Genomic DNA, 21,462 nt, shown 5'->3' with positions numbered 1-21,462 from the left:
GTTTTATTTTTCATACTTTAAAAGGTTATTTTCCCATCAAAACTTCAACTACATTTTCTTCATCAAGCAACTCTAATGGAATCAAATTACCCACAATCTCTTTTCCATTTACTAATATCTTTTTAACACCTTTTGAAATACGGTCTGGATTTGAAACCTTAATGGAAAGTTTTCTTCCTCTGAAAACTCTCTCAACTTCAAAACCGTCCCACTGCTGTGGTATACATGGGTCAATAATAAGCCCTTTATAGTGAGGTCTTATTCCAAGGATATACTGTGTTGCTGCAACAAATGCCCATGTTGCAGTACCTGTAAGCCATGGATTTCGCGCACGGCCAAAATAATATGGATGTTCTTTTCCGGTGATAAACTGGGAATAAACATAAGGTTCTGCTGTGTAGATTTCAGCAATATCATTTTTGTTTGCAGGAAGGAACGACATATAGTATTCAAAAGCATAATCGCCTCTTCCAAGTACAGCCTCTGCAATAATTACCCATGTATTAGCATGACAGAAAATTGCAGCATTTTCTTTTAATCCCGGTGGGAAAGAGGTTACAGCCCCAACCTCTATAATATAATCAACATAAGCTGGCCAGTTTTTGACACATCCATGTTCTGTTGCAAGGTATTTTTTAACACTGTCCATTGCCATTTTGCCTTTTTCATCAACAAAAGCGCCTGAGAATACTGACCATGACTGAGAATTTAGGAAAATCTTGCTCTGTTCACTTTCTTTTGACCCAAGTTTTTTACCGCTTGCCAAATACCCTCTTACAAACCACTCGCCATCCCATGTATACTCTTCCATTGCCTTTTTGATTTCATTTCTATAAGCTTTATACTTTTCAGCATCATCAGTCTTTCCAATATACTCAGCAAGTTCTATAAACTCAGATAAAGCTTTGTAATAAAGCTGGGTTGACCATGTACTCTCGCCACCGTCTTTGAGGTTGATACAATCATTCCAGTCAGCAGCAAGACCAAGCAAAAGTCCATGCTTTCCCCTATGCCTCCATGAAAACTCCAAAGCTTGTTTTAAATGCTCATAAACAGAAGCGCTTGACTTGTCCGCATATTCAACAACTTCATCTAAGATAGAAAAGTCACCTGTTTCTTTTATATAGTGTGGCACAGCAATCAAAAGCCATAAATGGTCATCTGAATAAATTCTATCTCGTGGAGGTATATTATGTTCTCCTTGAGCCCATGTAAGAGGCTGGAAATGATGCATCGCATATCCTTCAGACAGCTGAGCCTTCAAAAGATCAATGAGTCTTTTTCTTACTTCTTGAGGGATTGAATGTGCAACGCCCAGAATGTCCTGTGAAGAATCTCTAAAGCCAAGTCCGTCTCTTCCACCAGCTTCAATAAATGAAGCAGACCTTGACCAGTTAAATGTTGTATGGCACTGATACTGGTTCCATATGTTCAACATCAAATTCATCTTCTCGCTTGGTGTTGAGCATTTGAACTTGCTAAGCCGGTCATCCCAGTACTTTTGCACCTTTTCAAATTCTCTTTGGATATTTTCTTTTGATGCAAATAGTTTTTTATATTCTTTTCCTTCCTTATATGCATCTCCTATTCCCAGTACAAACACTAAGTATTCTTCTTGACCGGGCTGAAGTTCAATTTTTACCTGTGTTGCAGCACATGGATTTCCACCTATTGCAATTGACCCAAAACACCTGCCGTTTTGAATTGCTTCTGGATTAGCCTCACTGTTATATGGACCAATAAATACATCTCTATCTGTATCAAAACTTTCAATCTTTTTATTTGTGCATGTGAAAAAAGCTTTTGGTTCATAAGGACTCCAGAGCTTGATAGAATAATCTACAATTTCATCTTCTTTGTTGTAACCCATTCTGCAGGTGTAAAGAATATACTGAAAATCCATCATGTCAAGCATGGAATTCCAAAGACAGAACTCTGTATAAGTAAATACCGATAGTTCCTTTTTCTCACCCGACTCATTCTTGATTTTAACTTCCCAGATTTCAATTGGTTTGTCTACTGGTACAAAGATTTTTAAAGATGAGGTTATGTTGCTATATTTACTCTCAAATATTGAATATCCAAGACCGTGTCGACAGATGCTGTTAAAACTTTCAAGAGGCTTTCCAACAGGTTGCCAGCTTATTGACCAAAAGTCTTTTGTCTTTTCATCTTTGATATATACATATCTTCCAGGTCTGTCCATTGGAATGCTATTGAACCTGAAACGAGTGACCCTTCCAAGCTTAGGGGATTTGTAAAAAGAATAACCTGAGGCATTGTTTGAGATTATAAGACAATAATCACTTGTTCCTAAATAATTTACCCATGAAGTTGGTGTTTTGGGGTTTGTTATAACATACTCTCTGTTTTGAGAATCAAAGTATCCATAATTCATTAAAAAATACCCTCCTTAAAATTTTTCTATCCCATTATCACTTCAACAAAATGTTCTTTGCCATCTGAAAAAGCTGGTATTAAATTGGAAGACATTTCTTTGCCATCAACAACAACTTTTTTGACACCTTTTGAAACGCCATCAGGGTTCTTTACTTGTATATTGTAAATTGCATTTCTGAACACTCTTTTTACAGTAAATCCTTTCCACTCTCTTGGTATGCAAGGGTCTATCAAAAGACCGTCATAATCAGGTCTTATTCCCAAAATCCATTGTGTCATTGCAACAAAGTTCCATGCAGCAGAACCTGTGAGCCACGAATTTTTTGCTTCACCTGGCTTGTACGCATCTTTTCCAGCAATCATCTGGCAGTATACATATGGTTCAAGCTTGTGCACATCGCTTATCTCTTCTCTATATGATGGAGCAATCTTTGACCAGTACTCAAATGCTCTATCACCTCTTCCAACTATGCACTCTGCAATCATAATCCACGGGTTGTTATGACAAAACACCGCTGCATTTTCTTTGTAGCCTGGCGGATAGCTTGTAATCTCACCTAAATGAATTTTGTACTCTGTAAAAGCTGGCTGAACAAGAACTATTCCATGTTCAGTATCAAGATACTTTTTAACAGAATCAAGTGCACAGATAGCCTTTCCATCATCAAGTCCTATTCCTGCCATTACACAAAAACCTTGTGTCTCAATAAATATCTTACCCTCATCATTTTCTTTGCTTCCCACTTTGTTTCCAAAATAGTCATATGCTCTTAAAAACCACTCACCGTCGTAACCATAATTTAAAATTGCCTCTTTCATCTTTTCAATGTGGTATTGTGCATCTTTTGCAATATCTTCTTTGCCCAACCTTTCACAAATCTTTACAAATTCCTTTCCAACATATACAAACATCCCTGCTATCATAACAGATTCAGCAGTTTTGCCGTCTTTATTATCACATGTCTGGAACGACTCATCAGGGTTTGTTGAAAATGCGTTTAAGTTCAAACAATCATTCCAGTCAGCCCTGCCTATGAGTGGAAGTCCATGCGGTCCTAAGTTGTTCACCACATGGTAAAATGCTCTTCTTAGGTGTTCAAACATTGAAGCAGACTTTTGTGGGTCGTTTTCAAAAGGAACAATTTCATCAAGAATGGACCAGTCTCCTGTTTCCTTGATGTAATGTGCAGTTGAGAGTATGAGCCACAACGGGTCGTCGTTGAAATTGCCGCCTATTTCATTGTTACCTCTTTTTGTAAGAGGCTGATACTGATGGTAAGCACCGCCATCTTCAAGCTGAGTTGCGGCTAAATCCAGTATTCTTTCTCTTGCACGTTCTGGTATCTGGTGAACAAAACCAAGGATATCTTGGTTAGAATCTCTAAACCCCATTCCTCTTCCTATTCCAGACTCAAAGTATGAAGCACTTCTTGACAGGTTAAATGTTACCATACACTGATACTGATTCCAGATATTTACCATTCTATCTACCTTGTCTATGCCAGTCAGAACGTTAAACTTGTTCAATAGATTGCTCCAAAATTGTCTCAAATTTTCGAATGATCTTTGAACGTCTGCTGGGTTTTTGAATTTTTCTATCATTTTGTAAGCCTTTTCTTTGTTTATAACACCTTTTTTAATCCATTTTTTGTCTTCATCATTTTCTACATAACCCAGCACAAATACAAGCTCTTTTGTCTCCCCTGGCTGCAAATAGATTTTTATCATATGCGATGCAATAGGTGCCCAGCCGTGAGCTTCTGAATTAAAACTCTTTCCATTTTCAACTGCTAAAGGTGCATCAAATCCCCTGTAAAGACCAAGAAACGTGTCCCTGTCTGTATCAAATCCATCGATTGGAACGTTTACAGAATAAAAAGAATAATGATTTCTACGCTCTCTATACTCTGTTTTATGGTAAATTACAGAACCTTCTATTTCAACCTCACCTGTACTTAAATTTCTTTGGAAGTTTGTCATATCGTCAAGCGCGTTCCAAAGACAAAACTCAATCAATGAAAAGAGTGTCAAATCCTTTGCCTGGATAGATTTGTTTGTTATCTTAAGATAGTGTATCTCACAGTTTTCACCAACTGGCACAAAAAATGTTTGCTCTACCTCAACGCCATTTCTTCTTCCTGTTATGATTGTATATCCAAGACCATGGCGACATTCATAAAACTCAAGATCTTTTCTTGTTGGCATCCATGAGGGTGACCAGACATCCTCATTGTCTTTTATGTAAAAGTATCTTCCGCCCATATCAAGCGGAACGTTATTATAACGGAACCTTGTTATTCTTCTAAGTCTTGCGTCCTTATAAAAGCAGTAACCCCCAGCGTGGTTAGAAATTAAAGATAAAAAGTCTTTCATTCCCAAATAATTTATCCATGGATATGGGGTAAGAGGTGTTGTTATGACATACTCTCTTTTGGCATCGTCAAAATATCCAAACTTCATTTTTGAACTCCTTTCTCCGAAGATATTTGTTAAGGTCCTATGCCTACCTTTAATTATACCTTTTTTACCAAACTGCCAACTTTAATTATTTTGCTTTTATTTTGCACTATTTTGACATAAAACAATCCACCCAAAGCTTTGATTTTAGATATTAATAATCAACTCAAATTGTGGTATACTCAATATGAAAAAAATTTTGCATATGTTACATAAACAAAGCTTCAAGAAAGTAATCTTTAGAGAGGAAGAAGAAGATTGAAGAAAGTTTGGATATTTAATCACTATGCAATCCCGCCAAAAGTTGGGGGAATTACAAGGCATTTTGATTTTGCTAAGCAGCTTGCAGAAAGAGGCTATAGCGTTACCATCTTTGCTTCAAGTTTTGACCACAAACAAAGGGTTGAGATGTTAGAAAAAGGCAAGAAGTTTAAAATAGAGGAATATGAAAAAGTAAAGTTTGTGTGGATAAAGACGTTTCCTTATAAAAAGAATGATATAAAAAGACTTTTTAACATATTTTCATATGCCAAAAACCTTTATTTCATTGCAAGAAAATTTGAAAAACCTGATGTAATATTGGCATCTTCATTTCATCCTCTTGCATGGATTGTGGGGTATCTACTATCAAAAAAATTTCAATGCAGATTCATTGCAGAGGTTAGGGACCTTTGGCCCCAAAGTGGTATTGACCTTGGTGCTTTGAAGGAAGAGAGTATAATTGTAAAGCTTTTGAGAAGACTTGAAAAATTTATTTACACAAAAGCAGACTATGTTGTAACGGTATTGCCAAAGGCAGACCAGTACATAGAAAGTTTGGGTATTGATAAAAAGAAGATTGTTCATATTCCTAACGGATGTGATATAGAGAGATTTGATGGTCTTAAAAATGTTTTTTCAGAAGAAGCGAAAAAGATTTTAGACGAACATGAAGGATATTTTAAGGCTTGTTACTTGGGTGCGCTTGGACAGGCAAATGCAATGGAGACCATAATAGAGGCTGCAAAAATTGTCCAGGAAAATGTAGGCGATAAAGTCCATTTTTTGGTAATAGGTGACGGTCCTGAAAAAGAAAAGCTTGAGAACATGGCAAAGGAGCTTGGACTTAAAAATGTATTTTTTTATTCTCCTATCTCAAAACTTTCTGTGCCAAGCTTACTTGAGCGCGTTGACATAACACTTGTTTCTATGCACAATCTAAAAGTTTACAGGTTTGGAATATCACTTAATAAGCTTTTTGACTATTTGTGTGCTGCAAAACCGATTGTTTTTGCGGGAAATGTAGCAAATGATATTGTCAAAGAGTCGGGTGCAGGAATTTCCTGCCAAAGTTATGATAGCAAAGCATTTGCTGAGGCAATATTGAGCTTGTATGCTATGTCAGAAGAAGAAAGAGAGAGAATTGGGCAAAAGGGAAGAGAGTATGCCCAAAAGTACCATGATATAAAGGTGCTTGCAGATAGGTTAGAAAAAATATTATAAGCGGAGATGGTAGGAAATGAAGTCGTATATTAAAAGCTATCACAAGCTTAGCAAATTTTTTGTTGTACTTATGGACATTTTACTTATACACGCAGGTTACATTCTTGCATATATAATAAAATTCAACTTTACATTCCCAGAGAAAAATTTTATGCCTTATTATACATTAATTCCTCAAATAACTCTCTTTGCTCTTATACTTTTGAATATTTACGGACTTTATACAATAACAATGAAAACCATTAGCGAAATAGCATTTTCTCTGGGTCTGGCTCTAATGCTTCTACAATTTTTAACAGTTGTATCAACATTTTTTTACAGACACTTTGCTTTCCCACGGAGTATATTTATAATTGCCTTTTTTGTACAGTTTTTATTGCTTTTGGGTTGGAGAGGGTTTGTTTTATATGTCTTCAAGAGAGTTCAAGGAATCAAACATGTGCTTGTAATTGGTGAGATCTCAAAAGCGCAGGAGTTTGCTCAAAAGCTTCAAAATATTTCAAAAGGGTGGATTGATGTAAAGTATGTTCTTGAACCGAAGGCTATTGAAGAGTTGATACCATATATAAAAGTTGTTGATACAATTTATCTTTATTCAAAAATGGATGAGAATTTAAAAAGTGAGATTGTAAGAAAAGCAATAGAATTCAAAAAACATATTTTCATAGCACCAGACTTTAGAGATATATTGATTTCAAAAGCGAGGGTGATTCAGTTTGATGATGTTGCAACACTTTCAATTGAACAGCCGGAGCTTACTTCCGAGCAAAAGCTCATAAAAAGAGTGTGTGACATTCTTCTTGCATCAGTTGCGCTGGTTATTGCTTTTCCAATAATGATTTTAATTGCAATTGCCATAAAACTTGACTCTGAAGGACCGGTGATTTACAGGCAAAAAAGGGTCACTGAAGGAGAGAGAGAGTTTTATGTCTTAAAGTTCAGAACAATGGTAAAAGATGCCGAGAAGATGACAGGGCCGGTTTTGGCAACCGAGAACGACCCAAGAATAACAAGGGTTGGACGGTTTTTACGTGCAACCCGGCTTGATGAGCTTCCACAGCTTATAAATATTCTAAAGGGTGAGATGAGTTTTATAGGACCAAGACCAGAGCGTCCTTATTTTGTTGAGCAGTTTAAAAAGATCTATCCTGAGTATTCTCTTCGTCACAATGTAAAGGCAGGGCTCACAGGACTTGCACAGGTTTACGGCAAGTATGCAACAAGCCCAGAAGACAAACTCAGGCTTGATTTGATATATATAAAGAACTATTCTGTATTTTTGGATATTAAAATTTTACTGTTGACCTTAAAAACAATCTTTACCAAAGAGGCAGCTGAGGGGGTAAAAGCTAAAAATTAATAGAGCAGCTTTTGATTTTGAAAGGTAGCCTCTGTTTATAAAAAATTTCAATAAAAATGAGCAATCGGCATATTTGGCACTACCAATTGGGTAATGCACTGCCGACTGCTATACATTGTTCCATACCTCATCGTCAATATCGTTGTTCCAAAAATCTATACTACTCTCACTGGCGGACACCAAATCACTAAATAACTTTTTGTCTTGCTTGTGTTTTAAAAACAAAATAAAATTAATAACTTCTTCAAGTTGACTTTCCGGGATTTCCTCAATTAGCTTTAATAAAAGATTTTTATTTGCTTTCACTAATTTCACCTCTGAATTAATATACTATACCTCATTATTTTTCTAATGGGAGTTCTTCTTAGAAGTGTAGTCTCATAATCCTAAAACATTGTAGAATTGTTTATTTTGGCAAGTTAGGTGAATATAGATGCCATTCATTCCGAAGAATTTGCCTCAAAAGCCTTTTCATTAGCTTAGAGAATTAAAGTATGACTCAAAGGTTTTATATATGCCTTTCAATGGCTTTTTTGTATCTATATCCTTGCATTTTTCAAATATACCTTCAATATCATATCCTTCTTTATGAATAGCAATATTGTAAAGGCGTCCTTTTATAGCTCTTTGAGGACATCCATAAACACATCGGTAACATGCTTCGCATTTCAAGCCATGCTTGATCTTTCTTTTAAAATAAATGTTTTTTCGCGGACATATACGAATACATTTCATACATTCGTTGCATGCTTTCCCGACAATAAAATCTAACGGAACGGTTTTGATCGCTAACCTCACCAATAGTATTAACAGCCAACGAAACAAATAGGGGATAAAATGGTCGTTTCTAACTTTTACAGTATTTCCCAAAATGTCTTTTGTCATTATTTTTACTCTTTCAACTGCTGAATCATAAAGCCTTTTTATTATAGAATCATCATACTTAAGCAATATATTTGCTGGCATGCAAATAACCTTCTCATATATTACCTCATAGCCTTTCCGTTTTAAAATTCTCTTTATTCCAAAAAAAGCAACATTATTCAGATAACATGGTGCGGCACATGTCAGAAACAGAAATACTTTCACATGATTAACTTTTATTAAGTTTTTACAGAAATCTATAATAATTTTGGGAGGATTAAATCCATAGCTTGGTGCACCGATTCCTATGATGTCATAATTATATATATCCACTTCTATATCATTATTCAGTATATCTTCGACACGATATAAATCTATCGAAAGGTTAATCGAAAGGTTAATCATGTTATTTCTTATCAATTTTGCAATGAATTCAGTATTACCCGTGCCAGAAAAATAAAATATTGCGATTTTTCTCATTGCAAATCCTCATTCCAATTTTTTCTCTTAATACTACATACTACATTATACCATGCAGGAGGAAATTTGTGGATTGATTTCACAAATCAATTAACATTTATACTGCACAGTATAAAGCTAAAAACAAAAAGACTTTAACACGAGGGTTCAAGTCCTTTTGCTTCAATTTTGGTTGGTGGAGGCGGGGGGATTTGAACCCCCGTCCGAAGGCATCGAACCCCAAACTTCTCCGGGTGCAGTCAGTGTACTTAAATTCTCGGGAAGAAAACGCCCACTGACAGGCTTTTTCTTCCCCAGCCTGAGATTAGTCCCAAAAGTAAGGCTCAGGCGACCTTACTTTCGGTGCCCCACGACGGTTGGCGCCCGACTCGGAGGCCGTGGGCACCTCCGGCGGACGTTAGCTGCTTATTTACGCAGCTAAAGCGAGTTGTGGTTTTTCTGCAGTTATTTTTCTTCTCGGTTTTTTATAGTGGTTCCGAGAAAACCACTACCCGCTATTTGGAATCCGACTGCCCCCGTCGAATTCCAAAACACGCCCCCTTATCTTAAATACTCCTTCATTTTCTTTCTTATCTCAAGCTCAGCATCCCTTTTTGCTATTGCTTCACGCTTATCAAAAAGTTTTTTACCTTTTGCAACTGCAAGCTCTACTTTTATTTTACCTCTTTTGATGTAAATCTTCAATGGGATTAAAGTGTAACCTTTTTGCTGCACATAACCTGCAAGTCTGTTGATTTCATGTTTGTGCAAAAGTAGTTTTCTATCTCTCATTGGGTCTACATTGAAGATGTTGCCTTTTTCATATGGGCTTATATGCATGTTGTAAAGAAAAACTTCACCATCTTCTACTCTTGCAAAACTGTCTTTTAGATTTACATGACCAAGGCGCACAGACTTTACTTCGGTGCCTTTTAGCTCAATTCCTGCTTCGATTGTCTCTTCAATGAAGTAGTCGTGATAGGCTTTGCGGTTTGTTGCAATGATTTTTATGTCATTCTGTTTATTCTTTTCAGACATCTGATCAACTCCTGCAATTGATTCCAAACAATTATTCTTTGCAAACTCTCATTATATAATAGAAACAAATTTTTGTCAATCACCAATATGCATTACATTTGTTCTACATCTCATCATTCCAAAAGCTCCATTATTTCTTCTTTTGTGAGTTTTCCTATAAAAGATTGACTTGCTTCGATTAAACTATCAAATAGGTCTTTCTTTTTCTGTTGCAAAGCAAGTATTTTCTCTTCTATTGAATTTTTGGTTATAATCTTAAATGACTGAACAACATTTTTCTGACCCAGCCTGTGTGCTCTTGCTGTTGCCTGGTTTTCAACTGCCGGGTTCCACCATGCATCAAAGTGAATAACAACGTCTGCACCAGTAATATTGAGCCCAAATCCACCAGCTTTTAGAGAAAGTAAGAAGACATTTCTCTCTCCACTGTTGAACCTGTTTACCATTTCAACTCTGTCTTCAGATTTTGTTGTACCATCTAAATAAAAATATAAAATTTTTTCCTTGTCAAGCATTTTTTTGATAATAGATAGCATTGAAGTCCACTGAGAATATATAATTACCCTGTGCCCGCTTTCTAAACAGTCTTGTAAGATTTCTTTCAGTGCTTCCATCTTACCAGAGCTTCCTTTATAATCTTCAAAAACAAGCTTTGGATGACAGCAAATCTGTCTTAGTCTTGTTAATAAGGAAAATATTTTTATTTGACTTTTTTCAAACCCAGCTGAATCTATTTCTTTTTCAATTTCTTTTTTGGCTGAAACTAAAAATTGCTTGTAGATTTTTTCTTGTTCAGGGCTCATTAAAACTTGGATATTTGTTTCTATTAGCTCAGGAAGTTCGTTTAATACATCTTGTTTTACTCTTCTTAAGACAAATGGTTTTATTAGTTTTTTCAATTTTTCCAATGCATCATTGTTTCCGCTATAAATTGGCATCACAAATCGCTCAACAAATTTCTCAGCTCCTCCTAAATACCCAGGAAGTATAAAATCAAAGATCGACCACAGTTCTATGAGATTATTTTCGATTGGTGTACCTGTCAGGGCAAATTTAGCATCTGCACAGATTTCTTTTACAGCCAGCTTTATTTGTGAGTGAGGATTTTTTATGTACTGTGCTTCATCTAAGATACAAACACTAAAATCAATGTCTTTATAAAGTTCTATATCTTTTCTCAAAAGTGCATATGATGTAATTACAATATCATACTCTGGTATTTTTTCTATAGCTTTTTTGCGCTTTGCAGGTGTTGAGTCAATAATTAAAGTTTTCAGACCCGGTGCAAATTTTTCAATCTCTTGTTTCCAGTTATAAATAAGTGATGTTGGCACAATGGCTAATACCGGTTTTTTAATTTTTTGCTTATTTGCAATAATAAAGCCAAGCACCTGTAGAGTTTTTCCAAGCCCCATATCATCAGCTAAAATTCCACCAAGTTCATTTTCAAATAGAGAAGATAACCATTTTATTCCAAGTTTCTGATAATCTCTTAACACACCTTGAAGCTCAACCGGGATTTGGATATCAATTTCTTTAATATTTTCTATCTTTTCGATAATGCTTTTAACACTTTCAACTCCGGTTGCTTGAATTCCGCTTTCATCTAAAAGTTTTGTTATAGCTACTGCTTCTTGTAAAGAAAGCTCAGCTTTTTCTTTTATAAGCTGACCTATGTCAGATGCAGAATCTATAAATGAAACTAATTTTTTCATATTTGGACTATCTAAAATCAAAATTGAACCATCTTTGAGTTTGTAATACTTTTTCTTTTTCTTTATTGCATCAAGAATATTTTTAAGCTCTGAACTCTCAAGCTCATCACTTTCAAGCCAGAAGTCAATTGAGTGTTTAGAATATTTTAAGCAGGGAATAATTTTTACATCTTTTTTAATTTTAAGCTTTTTAAAATCTTCTGAATAATAAGCATCGGTTATATTTTGGATTTGCGGAACACCTTCTGCTAAAAATTCCATAAACAAATCAGGGTCAACACATTCATAACAGAATTCTTGGTCAGACTCTATCTCATTAAACCCATAAGCAAATAAAATGCTCTGAAGTTGGAACAAATTAAAGTAATCAAACAATGGGACTTTCTTTGTTTTTGATATTGTATCAAATATTTCATTCATTCCACCAATTTTTGCAACAAACCTTTCATTTTCAAATTCTAAATATAGTTTAGGTTTAATAATATAATCCTCCAATATTAATTTTTTGAGGTCTGGGTCAATTTCTAATTCAAAGTGTTCATTTAAAAATAGATAATATTTGTTCATGAACTCACAAAAGTCTTCTTTATTGAAGGTAAAAAATTTAACATATTCAACTTTGAAAAAGTTAAACACTCTATTTGCTTCAGCCATTTTTTTGATAATTGAAGAAAATATCTTCTGCTCTGGTGAAAGCTTATATAAAGTGTCACCTGAGACAAAATAACTACCATCGCTATATAAAAATTTTTTGTTGGCAGTGTCTATTAAATCACTATAAAGTCTTACCTGATTGTCTTCAAGTTTAAATGAAATCTTTGGTTTTACCTTAGTGCAAAGATCAACTTTTACTTTTTGAGCATCATAATAATTTGCCACAAAATAATCAAAAGATATAAAAATTTCTTCATTGTCAAGGATTTCGATTATTTCATTTGCAATTTTTACAGGTAAATAAATAGTATTTTTTTCTGTTTCTAAATCTAAAAAGTTCAGATACTTCAAAAGTACATCCAAAAATTTTTTGTCTTTTTCACCAAAAAAATGATAAGTAGGATTGTACACAAAATTCTTACCAAACTGAAATGGTTGTTTTTGTTCGTATGCTTTTAAAAATTCTGGTATATTTGAAACTACATAGTCTCTCTTTAAATCTGAAGTTTTTATTTTTAATTTTAAAGTTACTAAATCATTTGTAGAAGAACCAAAGTATTTTTCTAGGAATATATTAGGAGCTTTTTTAAATGAGTTATCAAGTAAAAACTTTATATAATTTTCTTCAAAATTGCTTGACATAAACTGATAAATGCGAGAGTTTTTTGTTTTTTCCTTTTCAATTGACTCATTTAGTTTTTGTTCTAACATCTGAAATAAAGTTTCTTGCATCTTATTTAGGCTATTGAGAATATATTTACCATCGGCAAAACTTTTTAACACAGCAATTATATGCCGACAAAAATCATCAAACTGAACAAAATCTTCTATATCAATATCTTCTTCTAATTCTAAATCAATATTTTCCAAACTGCATGTACACGCAGCACTTATGATTATATTTTCAATTTTTATATTACCAAAAAAGTCCTGAGCCATGTATGAAGGCAAATCAAAATCAACAAAAACCCAATATTCATTTTTGCCATCATCTACTTTGCCATATATTGCATTTTGTTCTTGGTCATATTGAATATCTTCTTTTTGTATTTTTCGAGAAAGAGATATACCTTTTTCAAAAGCTTTTCTGTTTTTTGCAAGTTGAGCAAGTTGATTGTCTGTTAAAAACTGCACAATAGTCTGATAGCTAAGCTCTGTTGACATTGTCTTTCACATCCTTTTTCATTTTAGTATTCATCACTCGGAATAAAGATTTTTATCCAAATATTAATTTTATCAAAAAATGAAGAGTATTTGATAAAAAAATTTTAGTTCTCATCATCCAAAACAAAAAGCCTCATCCCTTAAATTTTCAAGGGAAGAGGCATAAAGATTAAATTAATCGTCGATTGTTGCTCGAATAATCTCAAGCTTTTTCTCAATCATATCAGGTATTGGTAAATTATAGGGGCATCTTGTTACGCAAACTCCACATTTAATGCAATTTTTTGCTTTTTGATATGCATCATAAAACCAGCCACACTTTAATGTATTAAAAGGTAATCTTTTCATTGCAGAATCTGCATGGAGTATAACCCAAATAGGAATTTGTTGAGGGCATGGTTGACAATAATTGCATCTTCTGCAAAATTCTTTGCCAAGCTCTTTTCGAATATTTTCTATTTCTTTTATTTCATCATAAGTCAAAGGGCTAAGGTTCGTTGCTACATTTACGTTTTGTTCTAATTCCTCAATAGTTTCTATTCCAGGGTCGGGTACAACAAATTCTTTTTGCAAGACGTATTTTAAAGATAGTGCAGCATTTGGAATAACACCACCCCCAACTGGCTTCATTGCAATTATTCCAATATCTTTTTTGAGTGCTAACGGGAAAACTTTTTCTTCTACATCTGTTTCTATTATATTATAACAAAGCTGGATTACATCAAATTTATCTGTATTTATTAACTTTTCAAGAATTTCTACACTGTGGCTTGAAGCGCCGATAAACCGAATAAGGCCTTTTTCCTTTGCTTCAACCAGTCCCCAGTAAGCTCCATCTTCAGCAAAAACCCTATTGAATGTATCTATATCATTAACACCATGTAGCTGATAAATATCAATTTATTCAACACCAAAATTTTTAAGGCTTATTTCAATATCCTTCAAAATTCCTTCTTTTGTTCTATTTTGTGATTTAGATGCCAAGTATACTTTTTTGTTAATTCCTTTCAAAGCATTACCAATTTTTATTTCACTATCAGTATAACCTCTTGCAGTGTCAATCAAATTAATTCCAAGTTCAATTGCTCTTATGATTAATCTTATAGCAGACTCTTCATCGATTCTTTGTATTGGTATTCCACCAAATGCGATTGGGAAAACCTCAATATTTGTTCTACCAAGTCTGCGAAATTTCATAAATTAGTCCCTCCTGATTAGATTATCATTTTCATTTAAAAGCTGAACAGAACAAAGGGTATAATAAAGTCCTTTTTTAGCAATAAGCTCATCATGCGTACCAACCTCTACAATTTCACCTTCTTTCAAAACTATAATCTTATCAGCTTTTTTGACAGTAGATAACCTGTGAGCAATTATTAATATCGTCCTTGTTCCTGCCAAGTTGTTGATTGCTCTTTGAATCTCATTTTCAGTCTCTGTATCAACAGAAGAAGTTGCTTCATCTAAAATCAAAATCGGTGCATTTTTCAAAACAGCTCTTGCAATTGCCAAACGCTGTTTTTGGCCTCCAGAGAGCTTTACTCCTCTTTCGCCAATTACAGTATTGTAACCTTGAGGAAGATATTGAATAAAGTCGTGAGCACAGGCAATTTTTGCAGCTTGAATTATTTCATCCATGGTAGCATTTTCTTTTCCGTATGCAATATTTTGAGCAACTGTTCCATTGAACAAAAATACATCCTGCATTACCATACTGATATTATCATGCAGAGATTTCAATGTAACATCCTTTATATCAATATCGTCAATTTTAATTACACCTGAATCTGGGTCATAAAAGCGATTTAAAAGATACATAATTGTTGTCTTTCCAACACCAGTGGGGCCGACAAATGCAACCATTTGTCCAGGAAGAATTTCAAATGATATATTCTTCAAAACTTGAATTTCAGGGTTGTATGAAAATGATACATTTTCAAATTTAATTTTTCCTCTAACATTTTTGAGTTCAATAGCATTTTCTTTTTCTTTTATCTCAGACTCTGTTTGAAGAATCTCAAAAACTCTTTCAGCACCTGCTAAAGCCTGCTGAACGTTTTCAATAACTTGAGACAGCTGAGTCACCGGTTGGTAAAACATACTAAGATAAAGAATAAATCCGACAATATCTTGTACAGGCACTTTTCCTTTTAGAGCCATAAGTCCGCCAACAGAAACTACTATCACTGTTCCAACAGAGCTTAGAAAACTTACAGTTGGATGAAATACTGCTGAGAGCTTGAGGGCACTTAAAAGTGCGTGAATGTGTCTGTAAATTTTTTCTTTAATTTTTTTAAGTTCTTTTTCCTGTTTGTTAAAAATCTGTATTTCACGAATACCTGAGAGATTATCTTGCAAGTCAGCGTTTAAATCTGCTAAAGCTTTTTGTGCTTCTCTAAAATTTGGCAAAATCTTTTTAGCAAACACTGTTCCACTTAAAACAAGAAACGGAATTGGGATTAAAGATAGCGCAGCAAGCACAGGATTTATGATAAAAAGAATAATTGCAACTCCAACAATAATAAAAGCATTTGTAAACAGGTCTGGTACTGCATGAGCAATCAAGACTTCAAAGTTTGCAGTATCATTTACAACTCTTGACATAAGCTGCCCTGTTTGTTTGTCGACAAAATATCCGAAAGAAAGCTGTTGAAGCTTGCTATAAACCAAAGTTCTCACATGTGCAACTAAATTCCATGCTGCATAATGTGAGAGATAACTATTTAAAAACTGAAATACAATCCTTAAAATGTAAGATAAAATCAATATAAGAGAGATTTTGATTATCATTCTTTTTGCATTTGGGTACTTGCTAATATTTGTAATTATTCCTGTCAAATCCCTTACAAGCCACGGACCAAGAAGGTTAAGTGCTGTGATTGCAAGCATGGAGATACCAGAGATAATAAGATATTTCCAGTACGGTCTTGCCATCTTGACAAGTTTTATCAAATACCCCATTCAATCATCTCCTTGAAAAACTTACTCTATGATTTCGAAAAGTCCAAATCCCTGGGAGTTTTTTGAGCCAAGTCCGCAGTAATATGCAACTTCCATTATTCTTGGGTCAGTTTCAATTGTATAAAAACCAAGCCAGCCTTTTATAGGCGTCTTTTTAAAAAGCATGGGTTTAAAGTGTGTTTTTTCTTCAACCTTCAGTGGTTTTAAATCAAATCTAAAGCTTTTTTCGTCAAAGTCTTTTATTAAAAGCTTGCATTTTTTCATCAGGTTTTGAGAAATGAGGTTATAGAACTCATCCTCAAAAGGAGTAAAAAAGTGCTTGTATTCTGAATTTTCGTTTCTGATTGTTTTGTATGCACACATAGGAGACAACATTTTTATTTTATGAAGACTTGAAAATTTCGGTTTTTTGAGCATATTTACAGATGTCACATATAGTATATTATCTTTTAGATAGATTTGGTCTTTTTTTAAAAGCCCGGTTGAAAACTTTGTAATAAAATCCTCAACAGGTGAAGAGATTATAAGTGAAACCTTTTTGTCAAAGACTATCTTTTTATTTGAATCATTTCCCACAATTTTAAATGGTCCTTCTAAGCGAGAAAATGAAAAGAGTTTAAAGTTTTTCAAATCAACCTCATATCCCTTATCATGTAAAAATGTTGCATAAATTTTATCATCAATAGTATTGTAAATCATGGACTGGACAAAGTAGTTGTAATGAATGGGAAGTTCTATTGGCTTTTGTGATTCAAAATCTACTTTTATTCGCATTTTTTAATCCCTTTCCTTAATTTTATGTTTTGTTTTCCATAAAAATATTTTATCAGGAAAGTTAAGAATTTGCACGGTAGCTTTTAAAAAAACATATCAAAATTTTAGTGTTTATTTAATTTTTTTAAGTGAATATAGCAAAACATTTTCCATTAATGATATTATAAATTTTGAAAGTATAAGCTTAAAAAAAGGAGGCTAAAAAATGCCAATAACCTTTAACCCACAAACAAATATGTTTTTCATAGAAGCAAAAAACACAAGCTATGTTATAAAGCTTTTCAAAGGAAAGTTTTTGTCCCATGTTTACTGGGGCAAAAAGATAAAAGAGTTTGAGTGGACAGATTTTGATGTGACAGGCGAAAGAGCGTTTGGTCCAACACCTGACCTAAATGACAAAACATACACATTTGATACAATGCTTTTAGAATACCCTGCATATGGCAATTCTGATTTTAGGCATCCCGCGTATCAAGTTCAGCAGGAAGACGGTTCTCGTATCACAAACCTTGTTTACAAAACTCACAGAATCTATGATGGAAAGCCCAAACTTGAAGGTCTTCCAACAACATATGTCGAGTCGTCTGATGAAGCCCAGACACTGGAGATTGACCTTTATGATGATTTGATTGACTTGAAAGTCACATTGATTTATACAGCCTACAAAGATTATGATGCAATAACAAGAAGCGTAAGATTTGAGAACTTAGGAAAACAAAAACTAAAAATCCTTCGTGCAATGAGTGCATGTGTTGACTTTCCAGAAGGGGATTTTGAACTTTTGCACCTGTGGGGTTCATGGGCAAGAGAAAGATACATAGAGAGAACTCCTCTTATCCACGGAACTCAGATAATTGAAAGTGCAAGAGGTGAAAGCTCACATCAACACAATCCGTTTATAGCACTTTTATCAAAGGGTGCGACCGAAAAGTTTGGAGACGTTTTTGGGTTTTCTCTTGTCTACAGTGGTAATTTTGCTGCAATTGTTGAAAAAGACCAGTACAATCTTGTTAGGGTGACAATTGGTATAAATCCATTTGAGTTCACCTGGGTGTTAGATCCAGGCGAGAAGTTTCAGACACCCGAGGTTGTAATGGTTTATTCACAAGAGGGCTTGGGAGGAATGTCTCGCACATACCACAAGCTTTACAGAAAAAGACTTTGCAGAGGAGCATATCGAGACAAGAGAAGACCAATTCTGATAAACAGCTGGGAAGCAGCATATTTCAATTTCAATGAAGAAAAGCTTTTGGCATTGGCAAAAGAGGCAAAAGAGCTTGGGATTGAGCTATTTGTACTTGATGATGGATGGTTTGGCAAAAGAGATGATGACACAAGCTCGCTTGGAGACTGGTTTGTTGACAGAAGAAAGCTTCCAAATGGCTTAGATGGGCTTGGCAAAAAGCTAAATGAAATGGGGCTCAAATTTGGGCTTTGGTTTGAGCCTGAGATGATATCCCCTGATAGTGAACTTTACAGAAAGCATCCTGATTGGTGCATTCAAGTTCGAGGAAGAAGCTTGACTCAGTGCAGGAACCAGTACGTTCTGGACATTACAAGAGAGGATGTAAGAAAAGAGATTTTGAGAATGATGAAGGAGATTCTAAAAGCAGCTCCAATTGAATATATCAAGTGGGACATGAACAGACCCTTAACAGAGGTGGGTTCGCTTGAGCTTCCACCTGAGAGGCAAAAAGAGGTCTTCCACAGATATGTTCTGGGACTTTATCAAATGATGGAAGAGCTTACAACAGAGTTTCCGCACATCTTATTTGAAGGATGTTCTGGCGGTGGTGGAAGATTTGACCCGGGAATTTTGTATTACATGCCTCAAATTTGGACGAGTGATGACACAGATGCAATAGAGAGGCTTAAAATCCAGTTTGGTACAAGCATTGTATATCCAGCATCTACGATGGGTGCTCATGTATCAATTGTGCCGAACCATCAGGTTGGTAGGATAACACCAATGAAGACAAGAGGAATTGTAGCGCTTTCAGGTTGTTTTGGGTATGAACTTGATTTGACAAAGCTATCTTGTGAGGACAAAGAAGAGATTAAAAGACAAATTGAGCTTTACAAGAGAATATGGCATATAGTGTTTGAAGGTGATTTGTTCAGATTAATTTCTCCATTTGAGGGAAATAGCGCTGCATGGATGTATGTGACAGAGGACAAAAAAGAGGCAGTTGTATTCTATGTTGAAATTTTAAGGCAGCCAAACCCACCAATCAAAAGGTTAAAATTAGATGGTCTTGACCCCAGCAAGAGCTATTTAATTGAAGGTGAGCAAAAAACAAGGTTTGGCGATGAGCTTATGAACATAGGACTTATGATTCCTCAGATGTGGGGAGACTTTAATTCTCATATGTGGATTTTAAAAGCAGTTGATTAGATTTAAATTTGGTAGTATAATTGTAAAAAAGCAGGAAAGTGTGGTTCTATGATAAGGAAACTTTCAAATGCTGATTTTAAAACTCTTATGGATTTTGTCCGAAAGGAAAAAGAGTGGAATATTTTTATAATTGGCGATATTTTAAGTTTTGGTTTTGACTCACCAGTTGTTGAGGTTTGGGGAGAATTTGACGTTATTTCTGGGAATTTAAAAGCAGTTCTTCTTCGCTATCGCAGAGATTTGATTTTCTATTCAGATTCTGGCAGCTGGGACATTGACTCATTTTGCAACATAATACTTACAACAAAGTGCAAAGTTCTTTCTGGCAAAAAGGATGTTGTTGTGCCGTTTTTGAAAGCACTGAATGTGCTTAATAAAAGAGAGCAACTTTTTATGAAGCTTGACAGCAGTGTAGCTAAGAATAAATTTGAACTTTCTCAGGAAGAGTTTGAAAAGGTCAAGGTAATAAATAAGGATAATTTAGAAGAAAACCTTGACAAGCTTGAACTAATAGTATACTTATATCAGTCTATAGAAGAATTTTTAAATCCCTCAACGTTTGAACAACTAAGACAGGATGTTTTGATGGGAAGAAGCAGGATATATTATATAGAAGAAGATGGGATGGTTGTATCATCTGCACGAACGAGTGCAGAAATTGCAGACATGGCAATGGTTTTAAGTGTTTGCACAATGCACGAGTATCGTTCAAGAGGATACGCTACTATGTGCATGAAAAGACTTTGCAGTGATTTGATAAAAGAGGGCAAATCGCTTTGCTTGTTTTGTGACAATCCTAAAGCTGCTAATATATACAGAAAGATTGGCTTTCAGCAGATTGGTACATGGGTAACATTGGGATTGTAAAGTATTTGTTTTAGTCAATCTTAACCACCTGTGAATAGGCAGGTGGTTCTTACTTTTTTAAATTTTTGGTTGTGGTTATATAGATTTAGTGATATAATATAGAAAAGTTATAAATGGGGGTTTGAGGTTTTGAATAGTAAAAATATTACCTGTGTTATTGTGGCTTTAATTTTAGGAATTTCTTTGACAGTTTCATCTTACTTTTTATCAAACGGCCTTATAAATTTAAGGGCAGAAAGAAAGGTCATTACAGTAACAGGCTCTGCAAAAAAACAGCTTCGCTCTGACCTTGTCAAGTGGACAGGGATGTACACTGTTGTGGCAAAAGATTTAAAAGAAGCTTACAAACTTTTAGAAGAAAGTCAAAAGAAGGTGAAAGACTATTTCCTTTCGAAAGGACTTTCTGAAAAGGACTTAATTTTTTCTTCAATTTCAACTCAAACAATATACGAGATGCTTCCAAATGGAATATATTCAACAAAAGTTGATAGCTACAAGCTTTCGCAAAGCATTCAGATTACATCAAAAGATGTAGACAAGATTACAGATCTTTCTCGAAAGTCAACAGAGCTTATAAACTCCGGTGTTCAGTTTGAGTCTATGCCACCTCAGTATTATTACACAAAGCTTGCAGATTTAAAAATTCAGATGCTTTCTTTAGCGACAGAAGATGCTGTAAGAAGAGCAAAACAGATTGCAAAGAGCACAGGAAGTAGCGTTGAAAGATTAAAATCTGCTTCTATGGGTGTTTTTCAGATAACTCCGCTTTATTCAACTGAAGTTAGTGACTATGGAATAAATGATACAACATCAATAGATAAAGAAATAACTGCTGTTGTGAACTGTGAGTTTATAATAAAATAAGTGGCAAA

14 protein-coding genes, 1 other RNA gene and 1 pseudogene are annotated in these 21,462 nt (G+C 34.6%); 5 read left to right on the top strand and 11 right to left on the bottom strand.

All coding sequences use genetic code 11. The features are described 5' to 3' along the window. Nucleotides 1-25 precede the first annotated feature (25 nt). The gene (locus tag CaldiYA01_RS09950; protein WP_207179253.1) at nucleotides 26-2,398 is read right to left on the bottom strand and encodes a GH36-type glycosyl hydrolase domain-containing protein; all 2,373 of its coding nucleotides are present in this window, start codon (nucleotides 2,396-2,398) and stop codon (nucleotides 26-28) included. Nucleotides 2,399-2,424: 26 nt separating this feature from the next. Further along, a complete protein-coding gene (locus CaldiYA01_RS09945) occupies nucleotides 2,425-4,860 on the bottom strand; it encodes a GH36-type glycosyl hydrolase domain-containing protein (protein WP_207179249.1) in 2,436 nt (811 codons plus the stop codon). A gap of 255 nt (nucleotides 4,861-5,115) precedes the next feature. Here CaldiYA01_RS09945 and CaldiYA01_RS09940 point away from each other — a divergent pair, with 255 nt between their 5' ends. Both CaldiYA01_RS09940 and CaldiYA01_RS09935 read left to right on the top strand, forming a co-directional pair. Beyond that, entirely contained in the window at nucleotides 5,116-6,339 is a 1,224-nt protein-coding gene (locus tag CaldiYA01_RS09940) for a glycosyltransferase family 4 protein (RefSeq protein ID WP_207179247.1), read from the top strand. 16 nt (nucleotides 6,340-6,355) lie between these two features. After that, a complete protein-coding gene (locus tag CaldiYA01_RS09935) occupies nucleotides 6,356-7,699 on the top strand; it encodes a sugar transferase (protein ID WP_207179245.1) in 1,344 nt (447 codons plus the stop codon). A gap of 108 nt (nucleotides 7,700-7,807) precedes the next feature. Here the strand turns inward: CaldiYA01_RS09935 and CaldiYA01_RS09930 are convergent, their stop codons facing one another. The 9 genes and pseudogenes from CaldiYA01_RS09930 to cas6 form a co-directional block, all read right to left on the bottom strand. Beyond that, on the bottom strand, nucleotides 7,808-8,005 hold the full coding sequence (locus tag CaldiYA01_RS09930; RefSeq protein WP_207179243.1) for a DUF2281 domain-containing protein: 198 nt from the start codon (nucleotides 8,003-8,005) through the stop codon (nucleotides 7,808-7,810). Nucleotides 8,006-8,173: 168 nt separating this feature from the next. Then, the gene (locus CaldiYA01_RS09925) at nucleotides 8,174-9,043 is read right to left on the bottom strand and encodes an EFR1 family ferrodoxin (protein WP_207179241.1); all 870 of its coding nucleotides are present in this window, start codon (nucleotides 9,041-9,043) and stop codon (nucleotides 8,174-8,176) included. A 173-nt stretch (nucleotides 9,044-9,216) separates the two neighbouring features. After that, nucleotides 9,217-9,583, bottom strand: a transfer-messenger RNA (tmRNA) gene (ssrA, locus tag CaldiYA01_RS09920). Continuing rightward, complete coding sequence (smpB, locus tag CaldiYA01_RS09915) at nucleotides 9,584-10,060, bottom strand: SsrA-binding protein SmpB (RefSeq protein WP_207179239.1); 477 nt, start codon at nucleotides 10,058-10,060, stop codon at nucleotides 9,584-9,586. A gap of 113 nt (nucleotides 10,061-10,173) precedes the next feature. Then, entirely contained in the window at nucleotides 10,174-13,593 is a 3,420-nt protein-coding gene (locus CaldiYA01_RS09910; RefSeq protein ID WP_207179236.1) for an SNF2-related protein, read from the bottom strand. A gap of 174 nt (nucleotides 13,594-13,767) precedes the next feature. Next, nucleotides 13,768-14,223, bottom strand: a complete 456-nt coding sequence (locus tag CaldiYA01_RS12345) for a 4Fe-4S dicluster domain-containing protein (RefSeq protein ID WP_238480631.1) — start codon at nucleotides 14,221-14,223, stop codon at nucleotides 13,768-13,770. Further along, a pseudogene (locus tag CaldiYA01_RS12340) lies at nucleotides 14,209-14,790 on the bottom strand (aldo/keto reductase); the annotation flags it as partial. The pseudogene CaldiYA01_RS12340 and the gene CaldiYA01_RS12345, both read right to left, overlap by 15 nt. 3 nt (nucleotides 14,791-14,793) lie before the next feature. Continuing rightward, nucleotides 14,794-16,554 (bottom strand): ABC transporter ATP-binding protein, encoded by a 1,761-nt coding sequence (locus CaldiYA01_RS09900; RefSeq protein WP_207179235.1) that lies wholly within the window; start codon nucleotides 16,552-16,554, stop codon nucleotides 14,794-14,796. Between the two features lie 21 nt (nucleotides 16,555-16,575). Next, nucleotides 16,576-17,328: a CRISPR-associated endoribonuclease Cas6 gene (cas6, locus tag CaldiYA01_RS09895; protein WP_207179234.1), complete on the bottom strand. Its 753-nt coding sequence runs from the start codon at nucleotides 17,326-17,328 to the stop codon at nucleotides 16,576-16,578. Nucleotides 17,329-17,533: 205 nt separating this feature from the next. Between cas6 and CaldiYA01_RS09890 the strand changes: the two genes are divergently transcribed. From CaldiYA01_RS09890 to CaldiYA01_RS09880, 3 genes are all read left to right on the top strand, one after another. Beyond that, nucleotides 17,534-19,723, top strand: coding sequence for an alpha-galactosidase (locus tag CaldiYA01_RS09890; protein WP_207179233.1), 2,190 nt, complete (start codon nucleotides 17,534-17,536; stop codon nucleotides 19,721-19,723). Nucleotides 19,724-19,771: 48 nt separating this feature from the next. Further along, a complete protein-coding gene (locus CaldiYA01_RS09885; protein ID WP_207179232.1) occupies nucleotides 19,772-20,590 on the top strand; it encodes a GNAT family N-acetyltransferase in 819 nt (272 codons plus the stop codon). A gap of 129 nt (nucleotides 20,591-20,719) precedes the next feature. Beyond that, a complete protein-coding gene (locus CaldiYA01_RS09880; protein WP_207179230.1) occupies nucleotides 20,720-21,454 on the top strand; it encodes an SIMPL domain-containing protein in 735 nt (244 codons plus the stop codon). Nucleotides 21,455-21,462 lie beyond the last annotated feature (8 nt).

It is taken from the genome of Caldicellulosiruptor diazotrophicus (assembly GCF_017347585.1).
GTDB lineage: Bacteria > Bacillota > Thermoanaerobacteria > Caldicellulosiruptorales > Caldicellulosiruptoraceae > Caldicellulosiruptor > Caldicellulosiruptor diazotrophicus.
The sequence above is the reverse complement of the archived record's forward strand: the minus strand, read 5'-3'. Positions and strand labels throughout refer to the sequence as shown.

Coding starts and splice junctions, on each gene's coding strand:
- CaldiYA01_RS09950 (WP_207179253.1), bottom strand. CDS start 2,398: ATGAATTATGGATACTTTGATTCTCAAAACAGAGAGTATGTTATAACA.
- CaldiYA01_RS09945 (WP_207179249.1), bottom strand. CDS start 4,860: ATGAAGTTTGGATATTTTGACGATGCCAAAAGAGAGTATGTCATAACA.
- CaldiYA01_RS09935 (WP_207179245.1), top strand. CDS start 6,356: ATGAAGTCGTATATTAAAAGCTATCACAAGCTTAGCAAATTTTTTGTT.
- CaldiYA01_RS09925 (WP_207179241.1), bottom strand. CDS start 9,043: ATGAGAAAAATCGCAATATTTTATTTTTCTGGCACGGGTAATACTGAA.
- smpB (WP_207179239.1), bottom strand. CDS start 10,060: ATGTCTGAAAAGAATAAACAGAATGACATAAAAATCATTGCAACAAAC.
- CaldiYA01_RS09910 (WP_207179236.1), bottom strand. CDS start 13,593: ATGTCAACAGAGCTTAGCTATCAGACTATTGTGCAGTTTTTAACAGAC.
- CaldiYA01_RS12345 (WP_238480631.1), bottom strand. CDS start 14,223: ATGAAGCCAGTTGGGGGTGGTGTTATTCCAAATGCTGCACTATCTTTA.
- CaldiYA01_RS09900 (WP_207179235.1), bottom strand. CDS start 16,554: ATGGGGTATTTGATAAAACTTGTCAAGATGGCAAGACCGTACTGGAAA.
- cas6 (WP_207179234.1), bottom strand. CDS start 17,328: ATGCGAATAAAAGTAGATTTTGAATCACAAAAGCCAATAGAACTTCCC.
- CaldiYA01_RS09890 (WP_207179233.1), top strand. CDS start 17,534: ATGCCAATAACCTTTAACCCACAAACAAATATGTTTTTCATAGAAGCA.
- CaldiYA01_RS09885 (WP_207179232.1), top strand. CDS start 19,772: ATGATAAGGAAACTTTCAAATGCTGATTTTAAAACTCTTATGGATTTT.